Consider the following 18170-nt stretch of genomic DNA (forward strand, 5'->3'; position numbering starts at 1 on the left):
CAAGGCCTGATCCGGTTCAGAAACTCAGTTTCAGTAATAGGCATACTGTGCATCGGGGATTTGAACCGATTGCACCTTGTCGGCCAGCGCTTTCAGATTGCTCTCCAGAACCCGGCCCATCATCGCCTTCATCAGCGTTTGACCCATCAGCCAGCTCAGCGGGCCATATTTCATCTGGTAACCCATGCTCCAGACGACCCGCGAATGGCCATTCGCGAGGGGTTCGATGGTGATGGCCGCATGTGCTTGGGTCAAAGGCATCGCCGGCATCTCGGACAAGCGTACGCGATAGCCTTTGTTGACTTGCCAATCGGTCACTTCCTCGACCAGCGAGTTGCCGTTTTCAAAGTGGCAACGCCGTTTCGACCCGACGCCGTCTGGCCCAGTCGTCAGCGCATCCACCGAGGCGACTTGTGGTGCGAATTCGTCGATATGCATGAAACGGCTTAGAATGGCCCAAAGGGATTCGGGCCGCGCGTCGATTTCCAGGCTTTTTCTATGGTGGATCATGTTGGTGTCCTCTTGATGGCGTTGCACGATTTATAAAAGGCCCTGATGACAGTTTCTGACATCAGGGCGTGACCAGCCGCGACAATTCCCATCTTGTCCCAGCCTGTACTCTGACGCATAAACAATCTCAGCCAAGTGAGGACGGAGAGGCGACATGCGCGCACGGATTTACAAGCCTGCCAGGAACGCAATGACTTCGGGGATGGCCAAGACCCGCAAGTGGGTTCTGGAATACGCGCCCGCGTCGTCGCGTGAGGTTGATCCGCTGATGGGCTGGACGTCTTCCGACGATACGCAAACTCAAGTGCGCCTGAAGTTCGACACTAAGGAAGAGGCGCTGGACTATGCCAAAGACAATGGCATTGAAGTCCAGGTCAGCGAACCGCACAAACGCAAACCTAACCTGCGTTCGCGCGGCTATGGTGAGAATTTCGCCACTGATCGGCGCGCGCCCTGGACCCACTAAATGATCGAAATCCATGAGGCGGATCCGACCTCGGACGCACTGCGCCCATTGATCGAGGCGCATTTTGCACATGGCGAAACTGCCGGACCTGCGGAAAGCAACCATACCATGGATGCCCAGGCTCTGGCTGCCGAGGGCATCAGGTTCTGGGCCATGTTTGAGGACGGACAGCCCGTCGGCTGCGGGGCGTTAAGGGCGTTGCCGGACGGAACGGCCGAGGTGAAGTCCGTTCACATCATCTCGAAGGTGCGTGGACGCGGTCTGGCGCGTCAGATGATGAACCACCTAACAGATGAGGCCGGCATCCAAGGGGTGGCGGCTTTGGTTCTGGAAACTGGTGCTGAACATCTGCCGGAATATGCGGCCGCCCGTAAGCTGTATGAACGGCTTGGGTATTCCTATTGCGGTCCGATTTTCGGATATGAAAACGACCCGAACAGCGCCTTTATGCGCTTGGCTCTTGAACCCCGGAACTAAAAACAGCAAGAAGGGCCCAGCGGTCCCGTAGCTCAACTGGATAGAGCAGCTGACTTCTAATCAGCAGGTTGAGGGTTCGAGTCCTTCCGGGATCGCCAACCATTATCCCCAGTCTTGGTGACATCGCTGCATGGATCACTTGGTTGGCGCCACCTTTGTTGGGCTTTTTCAATGCAGGCGTGGGAACATATTGCTTCTGCAGGGGGTGACGTACGCAAAATATTGCCGTTCCCACTACCCTGTCGAGCGAAACTCTGCCGTTTAAAGCATGCGCGCGTTTTTGGACTGCGGTTTGCACAAATCTGATCAAGTTTGACTGCGACGATTGCGAAAAATCGGAGGATGGACGATGTCGCAGGCCAGCACGCTTGAGCGTGAAATGCTAAATTTGATCAATGCAGAACGTGCATCACGCGGCCTTGATCCTGTGCAGCTGGAACTCCGCTTAAACGCTTCGGCCGAAGAACACAGCCAGTGGATGCTGGAATCCGGTAATTTCTCGCATACGGGTGAGGGCGGCAGCTCGGCCACCCAGCGCATGCGCGACGCGGGTTTTGTGTTGTCCGGGTCCTGGTCCACCGCCGAGAACATTGCCTGGCAAAGCCAAGGCGGAGAGCCGGGATTTTCGGACGATGTCGTCGATCTGCACAATGCACTTATGAACAGCCCCGATCACCGCGCCAACATCCTAAATCCGAACTTGGCGTACATCGGCATCGGAATTGAAATTGGCTCATTCGGTGGTATTCCCGCCGTCATTGTGACCCAGAATTTTGCCCGTACTTCCGCGAGTGTCCAGTTGGACACTGGAGTCGGCTCGGATGCTGGAGGCCCCGTTACGCCAGCAGATCCGGTGACCACCGTTCCCGATCCGGACGAACCAGCAAGTCCGGTATCGACATCTTCGCAAGAGAATCTGTCGTTCGGGGACGCGGACACACTCAGAGGGACACCGGAAGAACTGGACCAAAGTATTGTCAGCGGGTTTGGCGTGGGAAAATCCCTGATCATTGAAGGGGTTGAGCTAAACCGGTCCAACGTCCGTTTCACCGATGGTTCGAACGTTGGATTCGATCTTGATGGTGACGGCACGACGGATCTGACAATTTCTCTGGACGGTGGGCAGACAGGCGGTGACTTTTTTGCCATCGCCAAGGATGGAAACACTGTGGTCAGCTATGCAAATTTTCTACCTGACCTTGCGCCCGGAGTCAGAGTTGACGCCAGCATCGTCAACGGCATCGTGAACAAATCCTTTCTCGAAGGCGACGGCACGACGGATTTTCGAATACAAATGGTCGACCTTGGGACCGCGGAATTTAACAATGTTCTCGGCGTCTACGACATTCTGAGCAATGGCGAAATCGCGAATGTGCGCCTGGTGTTTGGAAACACCAATGCTGCAAATGGCACTGTAGACTTAAATAACGTGACCGACGGAAGCCGCCTTGGGTTCTTTATTGTTCAGGATGGTGCTGATTGGGCCCAGACCCTTTCAGACAGCGACGATTTGGATTTTGTTGCCAGCAATGGTGGCATGGCAGACGTGGACGACGAATTTGATTTCGTTTTGACGGTGAATGGGAATTCTGCCAGCGTCACCACGTTTCACGCCGAAAAGGCGGCCTTGAACAGTGACGATCAGCAACACGCCCTTTCGGGTATTGTGTCGGGTGGCGAGTCAATGGCCATCGGTTTCGAGGACTTGACCGGTGGAGGTGACTCCGATTTCGAAGATGTCGTGTTCAACGTAACCAGGCTTGAGGATGACGCGTTTTTGATGGTTTAAGTCAATTTGTCGATTGCATGCTGATAATTGTATTGAAAGTCACCGTAGGCTGCTCGAAGTAATATGCACGGCCCAACAATGTAGTCGACTGGTCCAACCCGCAAACCAAACAATATCGTTGTTGGTAAGTTCAACCGCCAATTCAGTGAAGTGGATGGTGGGTGATGAGAGACTCGAACTCCCGACATCTTCGGTGTAAACGAAGCGCTCTACCAACTGAGCTAATCACCCGTGACGGTGCATTTAGCTAAGCCTGCGCCTGGGTGCAAGAGGGTCTGGTAGAATTTCTTTCCCAGAATCTGATTTGTTCGCCACTGGCAATTCAATCCGGCGGGAAATTCGCCGTGCCTTGTGTTGCGGGGTCGTTTCGATTGTGAGGGGCCTGTCGTTTTGCGTTCTACGTCTTGGGTGATTGCAAAGGCGCTTGCGTGCCACCTGCCGCCTCAGATATCCCCAAAGGAACTGCAACTTTCCAGGCGGGAGAAAACCGATCCTGTCCCACACGCGCCGAGTTCTGATTGCGGCCCTGGTTCTGGGCGCTTTGACGCTGGCCCCGCTTCGCGCGCGGGCCGAGGGGATTTTGGTTTTTGCAGCAGCCAGCCTCAAGACTGCGCTTGATGAGGTGGCATCTGAATTTGAGCAGGAAACTGGGCAGGGCATAACTGTATCCTACGCGGCCTCGTCCGTTCTTGCGCGCCAGATTCAGTTGGGTGCCCCGGCAGATCTGTTCATTTCCGCCAACGTGGATTGGATGAATGTGCTGCAAGATCAGGGCCTGATTGACCCTACAACTCGTATAGATTTGCTGAACAATGGCCTGGTTCTGGTCGCTGGGGGCGAAGGGGCTGACATTGGCGAAATGCGGCCCGGGGTCGCTTTGGCCTCCGCACTGAAAGGTGGATATCTGGCCATGGCGCTGGTTGATGCCGTGCCGGCAGGTATTTACGGAAAGGCGGCGTTGGAAAGCTTGGGGTTGTGGCAGGGCATTCAGGGCCAGATCGCACAGACGGATAACGTGCGGGCAGCCCTTGCACTAGTTGCCACTGGTGCGGCCCCGATGGGGATCGTCTACCGATCCGATGCGCAGGTCGAGGGGCGGGTTCGTGTCATCGCAGAGTTTTCGCCCGACCTGCATCCGCCCATCATCTACCCGGCGGCTCTGACGGCTGCCGGTGCTGAATCCGCGCGGGTGTTTCTGAACCACCTGCAATCTCAGGCGGCGCGGGCTGTGTTTGAAAAGCAGGGTTTCACCCTGCCGAACGGATAGCGGTATGGGGTGGTTGGGACCTGCAGAGCTTGAGGCGCTGAAGTTGTCGCTACGTGTGTCGTTTTGGGCAACACTGGTGACATTGCCGTTGGGCATATTCGTTGCCTACGCGCTGGCACGTTGGCGGTTTCCAGGGCGGCAGGTCTTGAATGGGCTGGTGCATTTGCCCTTGATCCTGCCACCGGTGGTGACCGGTTACCTGCTTCTTCTGACTTTTGGGATTCAGGGGCCTCTGGGCAAGTTGCTGGCAGAGATCGGAATTGTCGTGGCGTTTCGTTGGACCGGCGCCGCCCTTGCCGCAGGTATAATGGCATTTCCGCTGATGGTGCGGGCCATACGCCTGTCGATTGAAGCTGTGGACCCCAAACTGGAACAGGCCGGGGCCACACTGGGTGCATCACGCCTGTTTGTGTTTGCCACAGTGACCCTTCCGATGATCCTGCCCGGCGTTATCGCCGGGGCAATACTGGCCTTTGCCAAAGCGATGGGAGAGTTCGGGGCAACGATTACGTTTGTGTCGAATATCCCGGGTCAGACGCAAACCCTGCCGTCAGCAGTCTATGCCTTCCTGCAAGTTCCGGGCGGCGAAGCGGCGGCCACCCGTTTAGTGGTCATCTCGATCGTGGTTGCCATGAGCGCGCTGCTGTTGTCCGAGTTTATTGGGCGGCGCGTTGCGGCGCGGGTGGCCGGATCATGAGCCTGTCCGTTCGCCTGCAGCACGATCTACCCGACCTCAAGCTGGATCTGAGTTTTGATGCTCCACCCGGTGTGACGGTTCTGTTTGGGCGGTCCGGGTCTGGAAAGACAACCATTGTCAACGCTGTTGCCGGTTTGGTGAAACCCATGGCCGGTCGGGTTGCCGTAGACGGGTGGGAGCTGTTTGACACCGCGCAAGGCCTCTGGTTGCCGCCGCACAAAAGGCGGCTGGGCTATATCTTTCAGGAAGGTCGTCTTTTCCCACATCTCACTGTGCGCCAGAACCTGTTCTACGGAAAATGGTTCGCGCCCAAGGAATCCCGCCGCGAAAACCCAGACAAAGTGATCGAAATGCTGGGGATCGGGCACCTGTTGAACCGGCGCCCTTCAGGGTTGTCGGGCGGGGAAAAGCAGCGCGTTGCCATTGGCCGCGCTCTTCTGGCCAGTCCACGGCTGATCCTGGCGGATGAGCCTCTGGCCGCATTGGACGACGCGCGAAAGGCTGAGATATTACCGTATTTTGAACGGCTGCGGGACGAGGTTTCGGTGCCGATTCTGTACGTCACACACTCGGCCGCGGAAGTTGCGCGCTTGGCGACATCGGTTGTCGCGTTGCAAGAGGGCAAAGTTTTGCGGCATGGCCCGGCCTCCGATGTACTGGCCGATCCGTCGGTCGCACCGGCTGGTGTGCGGGCGGTCGGTGCAGTGTTGCAGGTTCGGGTCGTCAAACATCATTCGGACGGGCTGACCGAGTTGGACGCGGGCGGGTCGCCCTTGTTTCTGCCCCGGATACCTCTGCAAATTGCGGAAGAGTTGCGCATCCGCATTCCCGCGCAAGAGGTTATTCTGTCCAGCAAACGCCCCGAAGGACTTTCGGCCCTGAATGTGCTGGAAGGAACGGTCGACACCATCCGCGCAGGCGAAGGGCCGGGGGCGATTGTGTCCGTAAGAACGCCCGCGGGTTCTGTATTGGCCCGCGTCACCCGCCGCTCAGTTGAAGCGTTGGGATTGGAACCGGGCAAACCCTGTTTTGCAGTTATCAAAACGGTCGCACTGGCACCGCAGGACGTGGGCGGGCACTTGCGCGGGGTCTAAGCCAGCGCGCGGGCTTCGAATTCTCGCAGGATCAGGCGGGCTGCCCGGCCGAATCCCAGACCATTCGGCGTGGATGTGTCGGGGAAAATGGCGGCGAGCTCCTGCAATGCGTCCGAGGAAAGTGTGTACAGGGATTCCTCACCCAGATAGAGGCTTTCAGCCAGTGTGCCCTCGGCTGTCAGTATTTCGTGGTTATCCAGCAGGATGTGAAAATACTCGACCGGGTCATCAGAGGTGTCAATCGCGATACCTGGCCAGGAACAAAGATGCTTGGCCGCAACCAGCGCGTCGGGCGCGCCGAACAAAAGCTCGACCTTTGGTCCGCTGACCAGAATGCGGTGCTGCTGTGATACCAACAGATCGCGTTCGGGCTGTCCTGTGCCAAGGCTGCCAGCTTTGATCCGAACAGGGCGCATGGCCGGATTGTCACGTAATCGGTCCGGCGATAAGGCGCTGCTTTCCACCCACCGGATCGGTTGCGGCCCGCGATCTACGGTCATCACCTTGTCGCCAACGCTCAGGGTTTCTATCTTTTGATTGCCTTTTTCGGCCAGGATCAAGGTGCCTGCCGTAAAGCACACGCCTTCAAGGGTGATCGTGATCTCTTGGGTCAGATCATATGGTTGGAAGAAAAAGTCCAATCCGGTGACCTGTACCGTGAAGGTATCAGTGACCGTAGTCCCGAACGGGATATCGTCAAAATCGCTTTGATTGACCGTGTAGGTCCATTCGCCGGTATTTGGGTTAATGGAGGCCACGCCCAGTGATGGCTGATCAGAGATCGACCAGGATTGCGTACGGGGAAGGCCAGTCAAGCCGAGATCACCGCTGGCCTGATTGGGCGGGTCTCCAGTCACAAAACCAGTTGTTGTCCCTACGATCGATACCATTTCAAGATCCTCCCATAGTCAGGACCTCACGAAATTCTTTCTTCCGGTAAAGCTCCATGTGTACGTCCCCCGCGTCGTCGCGGGTCCACTCCACGATGCGATTTCGGGTCAGGTCGCTGTCCATCCGATTGGTTCGGACCCGAGGGTGGGGGATTTCTTTTTTCAGTATGTCGACGATCTGGTTGGTCTGTCCAAACGGGGCCACGAGGTCGACGATCCAGAAGGACGTGCCGCTGGCAAAGTCCGTGTCCTTCAGCGGCTTTTCCTGAATGGCGTACCGACGCTCGGCTTCGGGGCTGAGGCCCGCGAAGGTCACAAACCCGCGCGGGAATCCGTTCTGTCGGAAAATATGGTACTGGTTCAGCCGAAAAGGCGTTTCAAATGCGTACAGCACCTGCCCAAGGGTCCGCAGCCTGTGTGTTTTGGTCAGCGATGCAAGATAGAACATGGCGCCCAAATCCGCGTATTTTTCGGATGGGATATCAAACCAGTCATTTGGAAACGCTTTGCTCAAAACAAACCCCAGCCAAAATATACCTTGAGCCTAATTGCTTAAGATTCAAAATGATACTGTTTTGCCTGTATGCTCTGTGTCGGGGTCCTGTCGGCCAAAATCCCGAAAATGGTGCCGCTTTACTCGGATCACGTGTCCGGTATGATCTTGAATAATTGTTTCGAAACAGGAATTGCCATTATGCGAGTTTTGAAAATAGCGGCCCTGGCAGCATTTGCGGTGTCGCCTGTATCTGCACAGGGAATTGGGATCGGAATCGGCGCTTACCCGGGTTTTAAAACCACAGTCACTCCTATGAACAACGGTGTATACGAGGTCGCCGTCAGCGGGTCTTCGGCCCCGGTCTCGTATTGGTGCGGGATAGGGGACTTTGCTATTCGCACACTCAGAACCAAGGCAACTCAGCGTATCTATATAGTCAGGGCCTACGAAAAAGGCGTGCGCACGGTGCAGTTTTCACTTACCCCACCCGATGGGGTCGATACCACGCCGGGATATTCGGTCACGGTGAAACGTGTGGGTGAGAACATGTCGGCAGGCTCCGCGCAGGGCTATTGCTTTGACAACTTCCTGGATTTTGGGTTCCGCTAGTTTATCAGACCCATTTTGCCATTGGCGGAAGGCTCATAAGCACCGCATCCGGGTCATGGCCGGTTTCCAGTCCGAATTTTGTGCCCCGGTCGTAGACGAGGTTGTATTCGGCATAAAGGCCCCGATGCACCAGTTGCGTGTCTTTGGCCGTCTCGTCAAACCCCTGGACTCGGCGCCTTTCCACCAATGGCAGGAAGGCAGGCAGGAATGCGCGACCGATATCCTGGGTCAGCGCGAAATCTGCGGCCCAGTCTCCGGTGCAATAGTCATCCATAAATATCCCGCCCACGCCGCGGGCGCGCTTGCGGTGGGGGATATAGAAGTACTCATCAGCCCAGTCTTTCAGGCGGGGGTAGTGGCCGGGACCATGCGGATCCAGATGCGCCTTTTGGGTGGCGTGGAAATGCGCTGTGTCCTCATCATACTCGATGCAGGGATTCAGGTCCGAACCGCCGCCGAACCACCATGCGTGCGGGGTCCAGAACATGCGTGTGTTCATATGAACGGCCGGTACATGCGGGTTTTGCATATGCGCGACCAGAGAGATGCCCGACGCCCAGAAACGCGGATCTTCGGTCATCCCCGGAATCCCCTTGCGCGCCGCCATGGCCTGTTGCGCCCGCGCACCCAAAGTGCCGTATACGGTCGAGACATTGACTCCGACCTTTTCGAAGACCCGCCCGCCACGCATCACGGACATCAACCCGCCGCCCGCATCGCTGCCGTCCTCGGATTGGCGTTTGGTTTCCTTGACCTCGAACCGGCCTGGTGCTGCTTCTGCAAAAGGGCCAGAGCTGTGGGTGTCTTCAAGTGCCTCAAACGCGGCGACGATGTCATCGCGCAATTGGCGGAACCACGCGGCGGCGGTTGATTTTTCGGTATCGAACATAGGGATTAATGGGCCGGGGCTGCGACGGGGTCCAGCAAGGTGCGGCCGCCATCAATTGTCAGAATTTGCCCGGTGATGAACCCGGCTGCGTCCGAGGCCAGGAATTGTGCCGTCTCGGTCAGTTCGTTCGGGGCTGCGATCCGGGCCAGGGGCGTATGTTTCTCGATATCGTTGCGAAAGTCCCGGTTTTCCTTGAGCGTGGACTGCAGCGAGGCGCTCATGACCGATCCCAGCGCGATGGAATTGACGCGGATCCGTTTCGGGGCCAGGGCAACGGCCAGCGAACGTGTCATCTGATCCAGCGCGGCGGTGGATACGGAATAGGCCATCAGATCGGGGTGGGTGCGCCGCGCGGCGATTGAAGACAGGTTGATGATCGACCCGGCGGGGCCTTCGTCAGTGTCGCCTGCTTGTTTTATCATGCGCTTGGCGACCGCCTGGCTTAGGCGCAGCGCGGGCATCAGGTTCTGATTGAGCAGCATGCGCACGGAATCGTCGTCCGCATCCAGCGGATCAGACGGGATCACCTGCCGCGCGCCATTAATCAGGATGTCCACCTGATCAAAGGCATCTAAAGTGGCAGACAACAGGTTCGCGATGGTCAGCTTTTCCCGCAGGTCGCCAGCGAAAAACCGGATGTTGCTGTCATCGGCCTGTTCGCCGAGTTCGTCGGACAGCCGTTTTTCGTCCATGTCGGCAAACATGACATTGGCCCCGGCATCCGCAAAGTGGCGCCCGATGGCCAGCCCGACACCATTGGCGCTGCCTGTGACAATGGCGGTCTTACCGGCTATGGAAAAGGACATGCGTTGTCTCCTGATTTGCGGCGCAGGTTAACCGGGATCACCGTCGAGGGCGAGAGGCGTGGAACACCTTGAACCGATTGTCGCCGGATACCTCGTGAACCTGCAGGAAATTCTCGGCCAGCGTGACCTCGTAGGGTAGGTGGCGATTTGCGACCATCCAGAGATTTCCGCTCCGGGTCAGGTTTCGAGCTGCGGATTTGATAAAGCCCTGACCCAGTTCAGGGTCAGCGGCGCGCGATGTGTGGAACGGAGGGTTCATGATCACCGTGTCCAACGGTTCCGGCGCGTTCCACGTGACGGCGTCGGCCCAGTGGAACTGCGCGCAGGTCTCGGCCATATTGACGCGTGCGCAGGTAAGGGCAATCTGGTCGGCCTCGACCAGATGTAACGCGCGCGGATTGGCAGCCTTTAGCACACCCGCCGCGAGATACCCCCAGCCAGCGCCCAAATCAGCGATCCTTGCACCCAGCTTTTCGGGCAACGCGTTCAGCAGCAGGGTCGAGGCAGGGTCAATCCCATCAGCGGAGAACACGCCGGGCGCGGTCTGAAAGCCATCGACTGTCTGGTTGTCCGGGGCGGCCCAGTCGGCAAAAGCCTCGGGCGCGGATTGGAACCAGAATATCTTGCCGTGTGCCTTGGCGATGGGCCCCTCGACGTCAACGCGTTTGCGGATTTCTTTCAGCAGGCTGTCGACACCGTCGGTTTTGGCACCGTCTATGACAATCAGTCCGTTGGCCCGCTGACAGGCCTGTTGCACCATGCTGCGCGCCAGCGCCTTGGCGCGGGGCAGGATCACGATGGCATCCTGACAGGGGTCGTGGGCCTCCGGCACCGCGGCAAAGCCCTGTCCGGCAAAGTGGTCGTGAAGCGGTTTGAATGGCTGCACCACCTGTGTTCCACGGGGCAGGGCCGACAGATCGCTGTCGGATGTCGGCCCAAGCACGCTGAGTGGTTGCGACAGCTCAAGGCCGCTTTGCAGGGCAAGATCAAGACGAGGGGACATGGGCAAATATGAGAGAGAAGGCTAAGGCGGCCTTACTCTTCCCGTTCCATTGTGCATTGCAGGGGGTGCTGGTGCCTGCGGGCAAAGTCCATGACTTGGCCCACTTTGGTTTCGGCGATCTCATGGCTGAACACGCCAACCACGGCGACGCCTTTCTTGTGGACGATCAACATGATTTCGAACGCCTCGGCATGGGTCATGCCAAAGAAACGCTCCAGCACATGCACCACGAATTCCATCGGGGTGTAGTCGTCGTTCAGCAGCAGTACCTTGTACAACGGCGGGCGCTTGGTCTTAGGGCGCGTCTGTACCAACAGCGACGGATCATCGTCGTTGTCCGGTTGGTCAGACATCATCCATTTGTGTTCAGTCATTGCGCCTTTGTCCGATTCAGGCTTCGGTTTGTCTGATCGGTTATATAACGTGCATGGGGCCAGAGAAAAGAGCCAGCAGGACGTAATCGAAATGGAAAAAGCGCTGACCACAATCGGGTTCGACGCCGACGACACGCTTTGGCACAACGAGCGGTTTTTTAAACTGACGCAGACGCATTTCACGGAATTGCTGGCCGATCACGCTGATCGCGATCACCTGTTGGATCGGCTGCTTGCTGCGGAAAAACGTAATATCCGACACTATGGCTACGGAATCAAAGGCTTCACCCTGTCGATGATCGAAACCGCAATCGAAGTGACCGACGACCATGTTCCAGCCTCGGTTATCCGCCAGTTGGTCGAAGCGGGGCAGGATATGCTAGCCCACCCGATCGAGCTTTTGCCCCACGCGCGGGAGGCCATCCAAGCGGTGACTGATACGCATCGGGTGATTCTGATCACCAAGGGCGACCTGATCGATCAAGAGAGAAAGCTGGCGCAATCCGGTCTGGGAGAGTTGTTCGACGAGGTTGAAATCGTGTCCGAAAAGTCAGCGCAAACCTACCGCGATATCTTTGCGCGGCATGGTGACGGGCCCGAATCTGCAATGATGGTAGGCAATTCGATGCGGTCCGATGTCGTCGCCCCAATTCAGGCCGGGTGTTGGGGCGTCTATGTGCCCCATGGGTTGGTCTGGGAGATTGAAAAGGCCGAAACCCCGGCGGACAATCCGCGCTATCGCGAGATGCGGGATTTGGGCGAACTTGCTGATCTGGTTCAGCGCCTAAGTTGATGTTGCCAATTGGTCTCAGTTTTCAAAAAACGGGGCGGGATTTACGTTCAGGGGTTCAATTTGCGCAGTTGTGGTAGGTCACGGGCTTTGCGCGTCTACATGTAGTGCCGGTTCGGACGTTTAACAAAACAGCGAATTTGCACGCTTTCGGTTTATTTCATTGGGTCTCTGTGTTAGCCTTATCGATAATAAAAATAATTAACGCTGACCGGGAAAACCCGGCGGCCTGAGGTAGACAGAGGCAAAGATCGTGCAGGTTCGGCGGACAGTTCCGGCCCGGATGGGCTTATTTCTTATAGCATTCTTGTGGTTGCTCTCCTTCGCGCCGTTGCAGGGATTTGCGGCACCATATGCGGCGATGGTCATCGACGCCCGGACAGGCGAGGTACTGCATTCGCGCAATGCTGACACCCGACTACATCCGGCCTCTCTGACCAAGATGATGACACTCTACATTGCGTTCGAGGCGGTGCGGAATGGTGAGATCACATTGGACACGCCCGTTCGAATCACAAAAAAGGCGACGGCTGAACCCCCCTCGAAGCTGGGCCTGCGCACCGGGCAGACCATTGCGTTCCGCTATCTGATCCGGGCGGCTGCCGTGAAGTCCGCCAATGATGCGGCCACGGCGATTGGCATCGCGATCAGTGGATCCGAAGCCGCATTCGCGCGCCGCATGACCCGTACCGCCAAAGCCATGGGCATGAGCCGGACGACCTTCAAGAACGCACACGGCCTGACGGAGTCGGGCCATTTGTCGACCGCGCGGGATATGACCACGTTGGGTCGCCATCTGCTTTATGACTATCCGCAGTATTACAACCTGTTCTCGCGCCAATCCACGCATGCAGGGATCAAGACGGTTCCAAATACGAACCGTCGCCTGTTGGCGGCCTATAAAGGTGCAGACGGTATCAAGACCGGGTACACGCGGGCTGCGGGCTTTAACCTGGTTGCATCGGCCAAGCGCAAGGACGAACGCATCATCGCAACTGTCTTTGGTGGTAAATCCGGCGCATCGCGGAACGCCAAAGTTGCCGAATTGCTGGATATGGGCTTCCGCCGCGCCCCCTCCCGCGCCCCGATCCGCAAGCCAGCCCGCCCCACCTATGCCGGGAACGCAGGATTGGGTGCGACCGTCGCGGCGCTGACAATCGCGCCAAAATCCAGTCTGCGCCCCGTTCTGCGCCCCGGACCGGGTGCCGCAGTTCAGGTTGCTGGCGCCGTGGCTGAGACGGCTGCCAAAAATGGCACGCGCATCAAGGACGGGATCGCCGCAGCAATCGCAGCTGCCGACATCCAGCCCTCTGGTGATGGTGACGTACCCCGTCCCGCTGCGCGCCCGGCTGACCTGGTTCTGGCCTCGACCGATCCGGCGGTGCAGCCTGAACCCGAGCAAGAGATCGTGACCCGCCTGTCCACATCGGGCGGACGACTGTGGGGCGTGAATGTAGGCCGCTATACCACCCGATATGAGGCGGAAAAGATTTTGCTGAAAACCGCGCTGTCGGAAATGACCACTCTGGAAGGCACGCTGCGCAAGGTAAACCAAAGCTCGCGCGGTTTCGACGCGACATTCCAGGGCATGACCCGCGAACAGGCCGATCTGGCTTGCCGCCGGTTGCAGGCCCGGAATGTGACTTGTTTCATGATCGGGCCGTCATAAGGCTCGACATACTCTCCTGAATGGATCTGGGCTGCGAGGAAACTCGCAGCCTTTTTTTGTCAGTCGAAGACGTGGCCGTGTTCGTATTGTTCATCCTGACCCGCCGCAGCGGTCAGGGCGGCAACGTTATCCTTGGTAAAGAACCCGTCATAGTGGTGGCAGCGTTCGATATACTCGGTGATTAACAGCGTATACTTCGAATGCTTTGAGAAGATCTGCTTGAGGTTCGGATCGTCCTTACACTCGCCCACCACATGGGCCAGGAACGGTACACCTTCATCCTTGAGTGTGTTGACAACAAAATCGACGTTCTTTTCACCCGCGCCGTGGTCGCCGTCCTGGATCTCGATCGCCATGTGGTGCAAGCGACGGCCAAAGTTCCGCACGAAATCCTCGGTCGGCATTGGCAGCTGTTCAAACGAATTGACGAAGGAGGGCGTGTTGTTCGCGGTGAAGACCTTGGCGGGCGACTTCTTGTCATCATCGACATTCGCGTTTCGGTTCACATTGGTCGACGAGTTCATGTCAAAGATGTTGTACGCGCCCCAAAAGTAATAGGGCACCATGGTCAGAAACTCGAGGATCGCGTCCTCACGCTCACCAGCCAGAATGCGTGTTGCAAGGTGGTCGACCCCCAGCATCAAAGGCGCGATTTTGCTGTCTGCTCCGAATGCGGCTGCCTGATCCAGCCGCGCCTGTTCGTCACTGCTCAGCAATATCCGGTCACCCAGACCAAGGCTGTCGGTGTCGTTGAAATCCAAAGATGAGTAGCCAACTCTGTTACAGGTGAAATCGGATGGAGACGTAAATCTGAACCCGTCCGATGTGTAGAACGGGTTTTCGGTGTCTCCCTTGTACTCAAACCTGATGTTCTGATTTTCAAGCGTTTTGGTTAGGGTCTTAAGGTCCGTGGCGCCATAAACCTCTCCGACATAGCGGGTTTGGGGGGTGTTGCGGGCCAGCGGGTACATACGGTTGATGCGCGGGATAAAGTCTTCGAATGTCGGGCTTAGTGGCGCCATGACGATTATCGCAGGATAATCGGTGTGTGAGTGCATCACCGCAAATTTGTGCGTCTGACCCAGATAGCTGGCCGTATGTCGGTAGGGTGTCATGACATAAAGCTCGATCAGCGTGTCGAACATCGCGTCCGGTTCAACCTGAATGACGATCGCCTGCATCGCCCCGACCTGATCAGCCACGCCCGAGCTTTGGCGGCGTTCGTAGATCATCGGCAGATATTGGTGGAAGAACTCCGAGTTCTTTTTGTCGCCGCGCGGTTCGTAATTCATCAGATCGAAAGACATTGGCCAACCTCCTTGCCTATACCGGTTCGGCATGGCGTTGCTTGGAATTGTGGTATTCAGAACATGCACTTGTCAGACATGCTAGGGTCTGTATTCCATGCAGGCAACAGTCAGAGGATAGATCGTCAGGATTACGCCCTTCTTTCTATCGCATGAATTTTGTCACATCGACCCCGCCGTCGATCAGGGATGTGCGAACCGAACGGGCGATTTGCACCGCGGTTGGACCATCGCCATGCAGGCAGATCGTGTCGATGGATGTTTCCAGCCGCTGGCCGCTTTCGGTGATGATGGCACCTTCGCGCACCATGTTCAGGATGCGCGGTCCGGCGATCTGTGGGTCATGGATGACAGCTCCGGGCAGGCTGCGGTCCACCAGAGTTCCGTCGTCGTTATAGGCCCGGTCCGCAAAGATCTCGCCGACCCACTTGCACCCCAGTTCGCGCACGGCCTCTTCTTGTTTGGTAACGGCCAAAACCATGATGATGATGTCCGGATCGACATCCAGCGCGCCCTGATAACAGGCTCGGGCCATGTCGATATCGACCGAGCACATGTTGGCCAGCGCCCCGTGCAGTTTCAGGTGCCGCACTTCGGTGCCAACGGCCTTGGCCATTCCGGTTGCAGCCCCCAGTTGATACCGAACCAGATTGCGCAGGCTGGCATGGGGCACTTTCATGTTGCGGCGGCCAAAGCCTTGCAGGTCGGGAAAGCCGGGATGCGCGCCGATCCCGACGCCGTTTTCCGCGGCCAATGTCATCGTGCTTGCCATCACATCCGGGTCACCGGCGTGAAAGCCGCAAGCGATATTGGCGGATGTGATAATTTTCAGCAGACTTTCATCATCGCCCATATTCCAGGGGCCAAAGCTTTCGCCCATATCGGCATTCAGATCGACGCTTGGCATAGGTAGTACTCCCTAGTCGGTGGCAGAGATCATTCCGCCGATCAATTGGTAGGACAAGAGGTCCGGGATGTCATGCGGATCGCGGACCAGCGGTTCGACTCGCATAGGTAGGCGGGCAAGTTCGGCATTGTGGGCGGTTTGCAGGGCTGTGGCCGTGTCTAGTGACACGAATTCAAACCTGATCTGCCCGCCCGCCGGGGTTTGTGCCGCGCGCGGCAGGTCACAGGGTAGAACCGTCGCGATACGGGGATAACCTCCGGTGGTCTGACATTCAGGCAACAGGATAAATGGGCTGCCTGTTCCGGTCATCTGTATGTCACCGGGGGTAATGACCTCGGACAGAATGTTCAGCTGACCCTGGGCCGCGAAACTTTCGCCTTCGCTATCCAACTGCATCCCCATTCGGTTGGCCCGACTGCCACGCCGAAACTCGGTTTGCACAAAGCGGTCCAACGTTTCCTGATCGAACAGGGGGGTCTGAAAGCTGGCGATCACGCGTAGAACGCCACCCGAGAAGCGATCATCCGGGTTGAGTTTCATGCCCGTCACGCCTGATCCGTCGGCGACTGGCAATGTATCTCCGGTCTGAATTGTGCTTCCGATCTTGGCGGTCAAATGCGCCGAGCGTGATCCCAGAAAGGCTTCGGACGCGATCCCACCGCTGACATGCAGGTAGCCATAGGTCCCGCGCGTCGCAGCGCCGATCACCAGCCGCTGCCCGGCTTCGATTTGGTGCGACGCATTCCAGACCACAGGTGCGCCATCAATGCTGGCTTGCATCGGGGCACCTGTCAGAGCGATACCGAGAGATTGCGTTGCCTCGAACTCGCCACCCATTCCAGCCATTTCCAAGGCCGCAAGCTCCGGGCTTTGACGCAGCAACGCTGCGCCCTCGTGCAGGGCCAGCTGATCGGCGGCGCCTGATCGGGACAACCCCTGATCCAGATACCCGACACGGCCCTTGTCTTGTATGGTGCAGGCCGGGCCAATGCGATGAACAATCAGGCTCATCCCGCGATCTCCTCGCAGGTGGCCCCGCCTGCGCCGTCCGAGTTGTTGGCACGGATGCTTTCCAGTTCGTCGCGCGAAACGGACAGGAACTGCATTTCATCCCCTGGCTTCAACGCAAAGCTCTGCGGTGCGTTAGGGCGAAAGCAACGAAATGCGGTCTGGCCCACGTGCCGCCAACCGGTCGGAGTGGGGCCCGAGAACAGTACGAACTGGGAAATTGCCAATACCAAGGCCCCCTCTGGGACCATGGGCGTTAGTTCCTTCAGGCGCGGAATATTGAATTCAGGACCAAGCGGACCAAGGTACGGTTGCCCCGGTGCAAAGCCGATGGTTAACACGCGTACCTTTGTGTCGCTCAGCCGCCGAACGGCTTCCATGGAATCCAACCCCGCCGCCGCCGCTGCCTCGTCCAGTTGCGGAGCCAGCTCGCCTCCATAAACTGTCGGGACCCGCCACAACCTGCGACCGGCAGGCAATGGTGCCTCAAACCAATTTTGCTGTGCAAGTAAGTGTCGCACCTTATCTTGAATTTCAGTGCGAGGCAGATTGTTGGGGTCGAACCTCAGATAGGTCGATGCAAGGGATGCAGAAGTTTCGACGACACCGTTCCAGGATGCCGCGTCTATTGCGCCCCTAAAGGCCAGCGCCGCCCGGTTCGAGGGTTCGGCCATGGCATCGGCAAAGGAAACAAGAAGGCCGTCATAGCCTACGGTACTTATGCGTGGAAATATGTCGGCTGTATTGGTGGTCATTTCACGGCTAACCCGGGCATCTTACAGAGGCGACCACACAGCATCCCGGGCCAATGCGCAAGCCCGGCGTGGGTAGACACGCGCGGATTCTATACCTGAATAGAGTGCCAGCATGGTTTTTTGGGCCGATTCCGACTCATTGAATTGCTTCCGACTCGTTTGAGTCTTGTGGTGTGATGGGGCACCCTGTCTATATATAGGGGTACGTTTACTGGCGGCGCGGGCAGGTGTGGGTCCGACTTGTATTTCAACTGATGGGAATACCGTTCGAAGGGGTGTATGACATAACTTAAGATATTGATAAAAAACAAATAAATAGAAAGATGGAAAAAAGTCGCCCAGGACGTCATTTTCTGCTTGCGGCTTT

The 18170-nt window shown here is 57.5% G+C and carries 20 protein-coding genes and 2 tRNA genes; 10 read left to right on the top strand and 12 right to left on the bottom strand.

From position 1 onward, the window contains the following. Window positions 1-30 precede the first annotated feature (30 nt). Window positions 31-510, bottom strand: coding sequence for an SRPBCC family protein (locus DS906_RS21895; RefSeq protein ID WP_113792183.1), 480 nt, complete (start codon window positions 508-510; stop codon window positions 31-33). Window positions 511-664: 154 nt separating this feature from the next. Here DS906_RS21895 and DS906_RS21900 point away from each other — a divergent pair, with 154 nt between their 5' ends. The 4 genes from DS906_RS21900 to DS906_RS21915 all read left to right on the top strand — a co-directional run bounded on the left by DS906_RS21900 (window position 665) and on the right by DS906_RS21915 (window position 3242). Next, entirely contained in the window at window positions 665-976 is a 312-nt protein-coding gene (locus DS906_RS21900) for an ETC complex I subunit (protein ID WP_109312827.1), read from the top strand. After that, window positions 977-1453, top strand: a complete 477-nt coding sequence (locus DS906_RS21905; protein WP_113792149.1) for a GNAT family N-acetyltransferase — start codon at window positions 977-979, stop codon at window positions 1451-1453. It begins immediately after the preceding gene. Window positions 1454-1474: 21 nt separating this feature from the next. Further along, window positions 1475-1551: transfer RNA gene (locus DS906_RS21910), tRNA-Arg, on the top strand. Between the two features lie 251 nt (window positions 1552-1802). Further along, window positions 1803-3242 (top strand): CAP domain-containing protein, encoded by a 1440-nt coding sequence (locus DS906_RS21915; RefSeq protein ID WP_113792150.1) that lies wholly within the window; start codon window positions 1803-1805, stop codon window positions 3240-3242. Window positions 3243-3397: 155 nt separating this feature from the next. On the opposite strand, the gene DS906_RS21920 is transcribed toward DS906_RS21915, so the two are convergent. Continuing rightward, window positions 3398-3473 (bottom strand) — tRNA-Val (locus DS906_RS21920). Between the two features lie 310 nt (window positions 3474-3783). Between DS906_RS21920 and modA the strand changes: the two genes are divergently transcribed. Genes modA through modC form a run of 3 tightly spaced genes read left to right on the top strand, consistent with a single transcriptional unit; the run spans window position 3784 to window position 6300 of the window. Next, complete coding sequence (gene modA / locus DS906_RS21925) at window positions 3784-4509, top strand: molybdate ABC transporter substrate-binding protein (RefSeq protein WP_233494882.1); 726 nt, start codon at window positions 3784-3786, stop codon at window positions 4507-4509. A 4-nt stretch (window positions 4510-4513) separates the two neighbouring features. Next, window positions 4514-5206, top strand: a complete 693-nt coding sequence (gene modB, locus DS906_RS21930) for a molybdate ABC transporter permease subunit (RefSeq protein ID WP_058278495.1) — start codon at window positions 4514-4516, stop codon at window positions 5204-5206. Then, complete coding sequence (gene modC / locus DS906_RS21935) at window positions 5203-6300, top strand: molybdenum ABC transporter ATP-binding protein (protein WP_113792151.1); 1098 nt, start codon at window positions 5203-5205, stop codon at window positions 6298-6300. The genes modB and modC overlap by 4 nt, the downstream gene beginning before the upstream one ends. Here modC and DS906_RS21940 read toward each other — a convergent pair. Both DS906_RS21940 and DS906_RS21945 read right to left on the bottom strand, forming a co-directional pair. After that, window positions 6297-7190: a Hint domain-containing protein gene (locus DS906_RS21940; RefSeq protein WP_113792152.1), complete on the bottom strand. Its 894-nt coding sequence runs from the start codon at window positions 7188-7190 to the stop codon at window positions 6297-6299. The genes modC and DS906_RS21940 overlap by 4 nt on opposite strands. A 1-nt stretch (window position 7191) precedes the next feature. Further along, window positions 7192-7704: a toxin-activating lysine-acyltransferase gene (locus DS906_RS21945; protein ID WP_113792153.1), complete on the bottom strand. Its 513-nt coding sequence runs from the start codon at window positions 7702-7704 to the stop codon at window positions 7192-7194. A 180-nt stretch (window positions 7705-7884) separates the two neighbouring features. Between DS906_RS21945 and DS906_RS21950 the strand changes: the two genes are divergently transcribed. Next, window positions 7885-8295 carry a hypothetical protein gene (locus tag DS906_RS21950; protein ID WP_113792185.1) on the top strand — a complete coding sequence of 137 codons (411 nt, stop codon included), beginning with the start codon at window positions 7885-7887 and terminating at the stop codon, window positions 8293-8295. A gap of 4 nt (window positions 8296-8299) precedes the next feature. On the opposite strand, the gene hemF is transcribed toward DS906_RS21950, so the two are convergent. Genes hemF through clpS form a run of 4 tightly spaced genes read right to left on the bottom strand, consistent with a single transcriptional unit; the run spans window position 8300 to window position 11367 of the window. Then, window positions 8300-9184 (bottom strand): oxygen-dependent coproporphyrinogen oxidase, encoded by an 885-nt coding sequence (gene hemF, locus DS906_RS21955; protein ID WP_113792154.1) that lies wholly within the window; start codon window positions 9182-9184, stop codon window positions 8300-8302. Between the two features lie 5 nt (window positions 9185-9189). Then, on the bottom strand, window positions 9190-9990 hold the full coding sequence (locus DS906_RS21960; RefSeq protein ID WP_113792155.1) for an SDR family NAD(P)-dependent oxidoreductase: 801 nt from the start codon (window positions 9988-9990) through the stop codon (window positions 9190-9192). Window positions 9991-10027: 37 nt separating this feature from the next. After that, window positions 10028-10993, bottom strand: coding sequence for a class I SAM-dependent methyltransferase (locus DS906_RS21965; RefSeq protein ID WP_113792186.1), 966 nt, complete (start codon window positions 10991-10993; stop codon window positions 10028-10030). A gap of 32 nt (window positions 10994-11025) precedes the next feature. After that, the gene (gene clpS / locus DS906_RS21970; RefSeq protein ID WP_058271961.1) at window positions 11026-11367 is read right to left on the bottom strand and encodes an ATP-dependent Clp protease adapter ClpS; all 342 of its coding nucleotides are present in this window, start codon (window positions 11365-11367) and stop codon (window positions 11026-11028) included. A 91-nt stretch (window positions 11368-11458) separates the two neighbouring features. On the opposite strand from clpS, the gene DS906_RS21975 reads away from it, so the two are divergent. Both DS906_RS21975 and DS906_RS21980 read left to right on the top strand, forming a co-directional pair. Continuing rightward, window positions 11459-12160, top strand: a complete 702-nt coding sequence (locus tag DS906_RS21975) for an HAD family hydrolase (RefSeq protein ID WP_113792156.1) — start codon at window positions 11459-11461, stop codon at window positions 12158-12160. Between the two features lie 280 nt (window positions 12161-12440). Next, entirely contained in the window at window positions 12441-13826 is a 1386-nt protein-coding gene (locus DS906_RS21980; RefSeq protein ID WP_113792157.1) for a D-alanyl-D-alanine carboxypeptidase family protein, read from the top strand. Between the two features lie 59 nt (window positions 13827-13885). Here DS906_RS21980 and DS906_RS21985 read toward each other — a convergent pair whose 3' ends face one another. From DS906_RS21985 to DS906_RS22000, 4 genes are all read right to left on the bottom strand, one after another. After that, window positions 13886-15133 (bottom strand): hypothetical protein, encoded by a 1248-nt coding sequence (locus tag DS906_RS21985; protein WP_113792158.1) that lies wholly within the window; start codon window positions 15131-15133, stop codon window positions 13886-13888. 145 nt (window positions 15134-15278) lie between these two features. Then, window positions 15279-16040 (bottom strand): LamB/YcsF family protein, encoded by a 762-nt coding sequence (locus DS906_RS21990; RefSeq protein ID WP_113792159.1) that lies wholly within the window; start codon window positions 16038-16040, stop codon window positions 15279-15281. A gap of 12 nt (window positions 16041-16052) precedes the next feature. Beyond that, complete coding sequence (locus DS906_RS21995) at window positions 16053-17051, bottom strand: biotin-dependent carboxyltransferase family protein (protein ID WP_113792160.1); 999 nt, start codon at window positions 17049-17051, stop codon at window positions 16053-16055. Beyond that, the gene (locus DS906_RS22000) at window positions 17048-17803 is read right to left on the bottom strand and encodes an allophanate hydrolase subunit 1 (RefSeq protein WP_113792161.1); all 756 of its coding nucleotides are present in this window, start codon (window positions 17801-17803) and stop codon (window positions 17048-17050) included. Before DS906_RS22000 ends, DS906_RS21995 begins: the two co-directional genes overlap by 4 nt. Between the last annotated feature and the right edge of the window lie 367 nt (window positions 17804-18170).

The organism is Ruegeria sp. A3M17, from assembly GCF_003318255.1.
In the GTDB taxonomy this organism is placed as follows: domain Bacteria; phylum Pseudomonadota; class Alphaproteobacteria; order Rhodobacterales; family Rhodobacteraceae; genus Ruegeria.

Coding starts and splice junctions, on each gene's coding strand:
- DS906_RS21895 (WP_113792183.1), bottom strand. CDS start 510: ATGATCCACCATAGAAAAAGCCTGGAAATCGACGCGCGGCCCGAATCC.
- DS906_RS21900 (WP_109312827.1), top strand. CDS start 665: ATGCGCGCACGGATTTACAAGCCTGCCAGGAACGCAATGACTTCGGGG.
- DS906_RS21905 (WP_113792149.1), top strand. CDS start 977: ATGATCGAAATCCATGAGGCGGATCCGACCTCGGACGCACTGCGCCCA.
- DS906_RS21915 (WP_113792150.1), top strand. CDS start 1,803: ATGTCGCAGGCCAGCACGCTTGAGCGTGAAATGCTAAATTTGATCAAT.
- modB (WP_058278495.1), top strand. CDS start 4,514: ATGGGGTGGTTGGGACCTGCAGAGCTTGAGGCGCTGAAGTTGTCGCTA.
- modC (WP_113792151.1), top strand. CDS start 5,203: ATGAGCCTGTCCGTTCGCCTGCAGCACGATCTACCCGACCTCAAGCTG.
- DS906_RS21940 (WP_113792152.1), bottom strand. CDS start 7,190: ATGGTATCGATCGTAGGGACAACAACTGGTTTTGTGACTGGAGACCCG.
- DS906_RS21950 (WP_113792185.1), top strand. CDS start 7,885: ATGCGAGTTTTGAAAATAGCGGCCCTGGCAGCATTTGCGGTGTCGCCT.
- hemF (WP_113792154.1), bottom strand. CDS start 9,184: ATGTTCGATACCGAAAAATCAACCGCCGCCGCGTGGTTCCGCCAATTG.
- DS906_RS21960 (WP_113792155.1), bottom strand. CDS start 9,990: ATGTCCTTTTCCATAGCCGGTAAGACCGCCATTGTCACAGGCAGCGCC.
- DS906_RS21965 (WP_113792186.1), bottom strand. CDS start 10,993: ATGTCCCCTCGTCTTGATCTTGCCCTGCAAAGCGGCCTTGAGCTGTCG.
- clpS (WP_058271961.1), bottom strand. CDS start 11,367: ATGACTGAACACAAATGGATGATGTCTGACCAACCGGACAACGACGAT.
- DS906_RS21975 (WP_113792156.1), top strand. CDS start 11,459: ATGGAAAAAGCGCTGACCACAATCGGGTTCGACGCCGACGACACGCTT.
- DS906_RS21980 (WP_113792157.1), top strand. CDS start 12,441: ATGGGCTTATTTCTTATAGCATTCTTGTGGTTGCTCTCCTTCGCGCCG.
- DS906_RS21985 (WP_113792158.1), bottom strand. CDS start 15,133: ATGTCTTTCGATCTGATGAATTACGAACCGCGCGGCGACAAAAAGAAC.
- DS906_RS21990 (WP_113792159.1), bottom strand. CDS start 16,040: ATGCCAAGCGTCGATCTGAATGCCGATATGGGCGAAAGCTTTGGCCCC.
- DS906_RS21995 (WP_113792160.1), bottom strand. CDS start 17,051: ATGAGCCTGATTGTTCATCGCATTGGCCCGGCCTGCACCATACAAGAC.
- DS906_RS22000 (WP_113792161.1), bottom strand. CDS start 17,803: ATGACCACCAATACAGCCGACATATTTCCACGCATAAGTACCGTAGGC.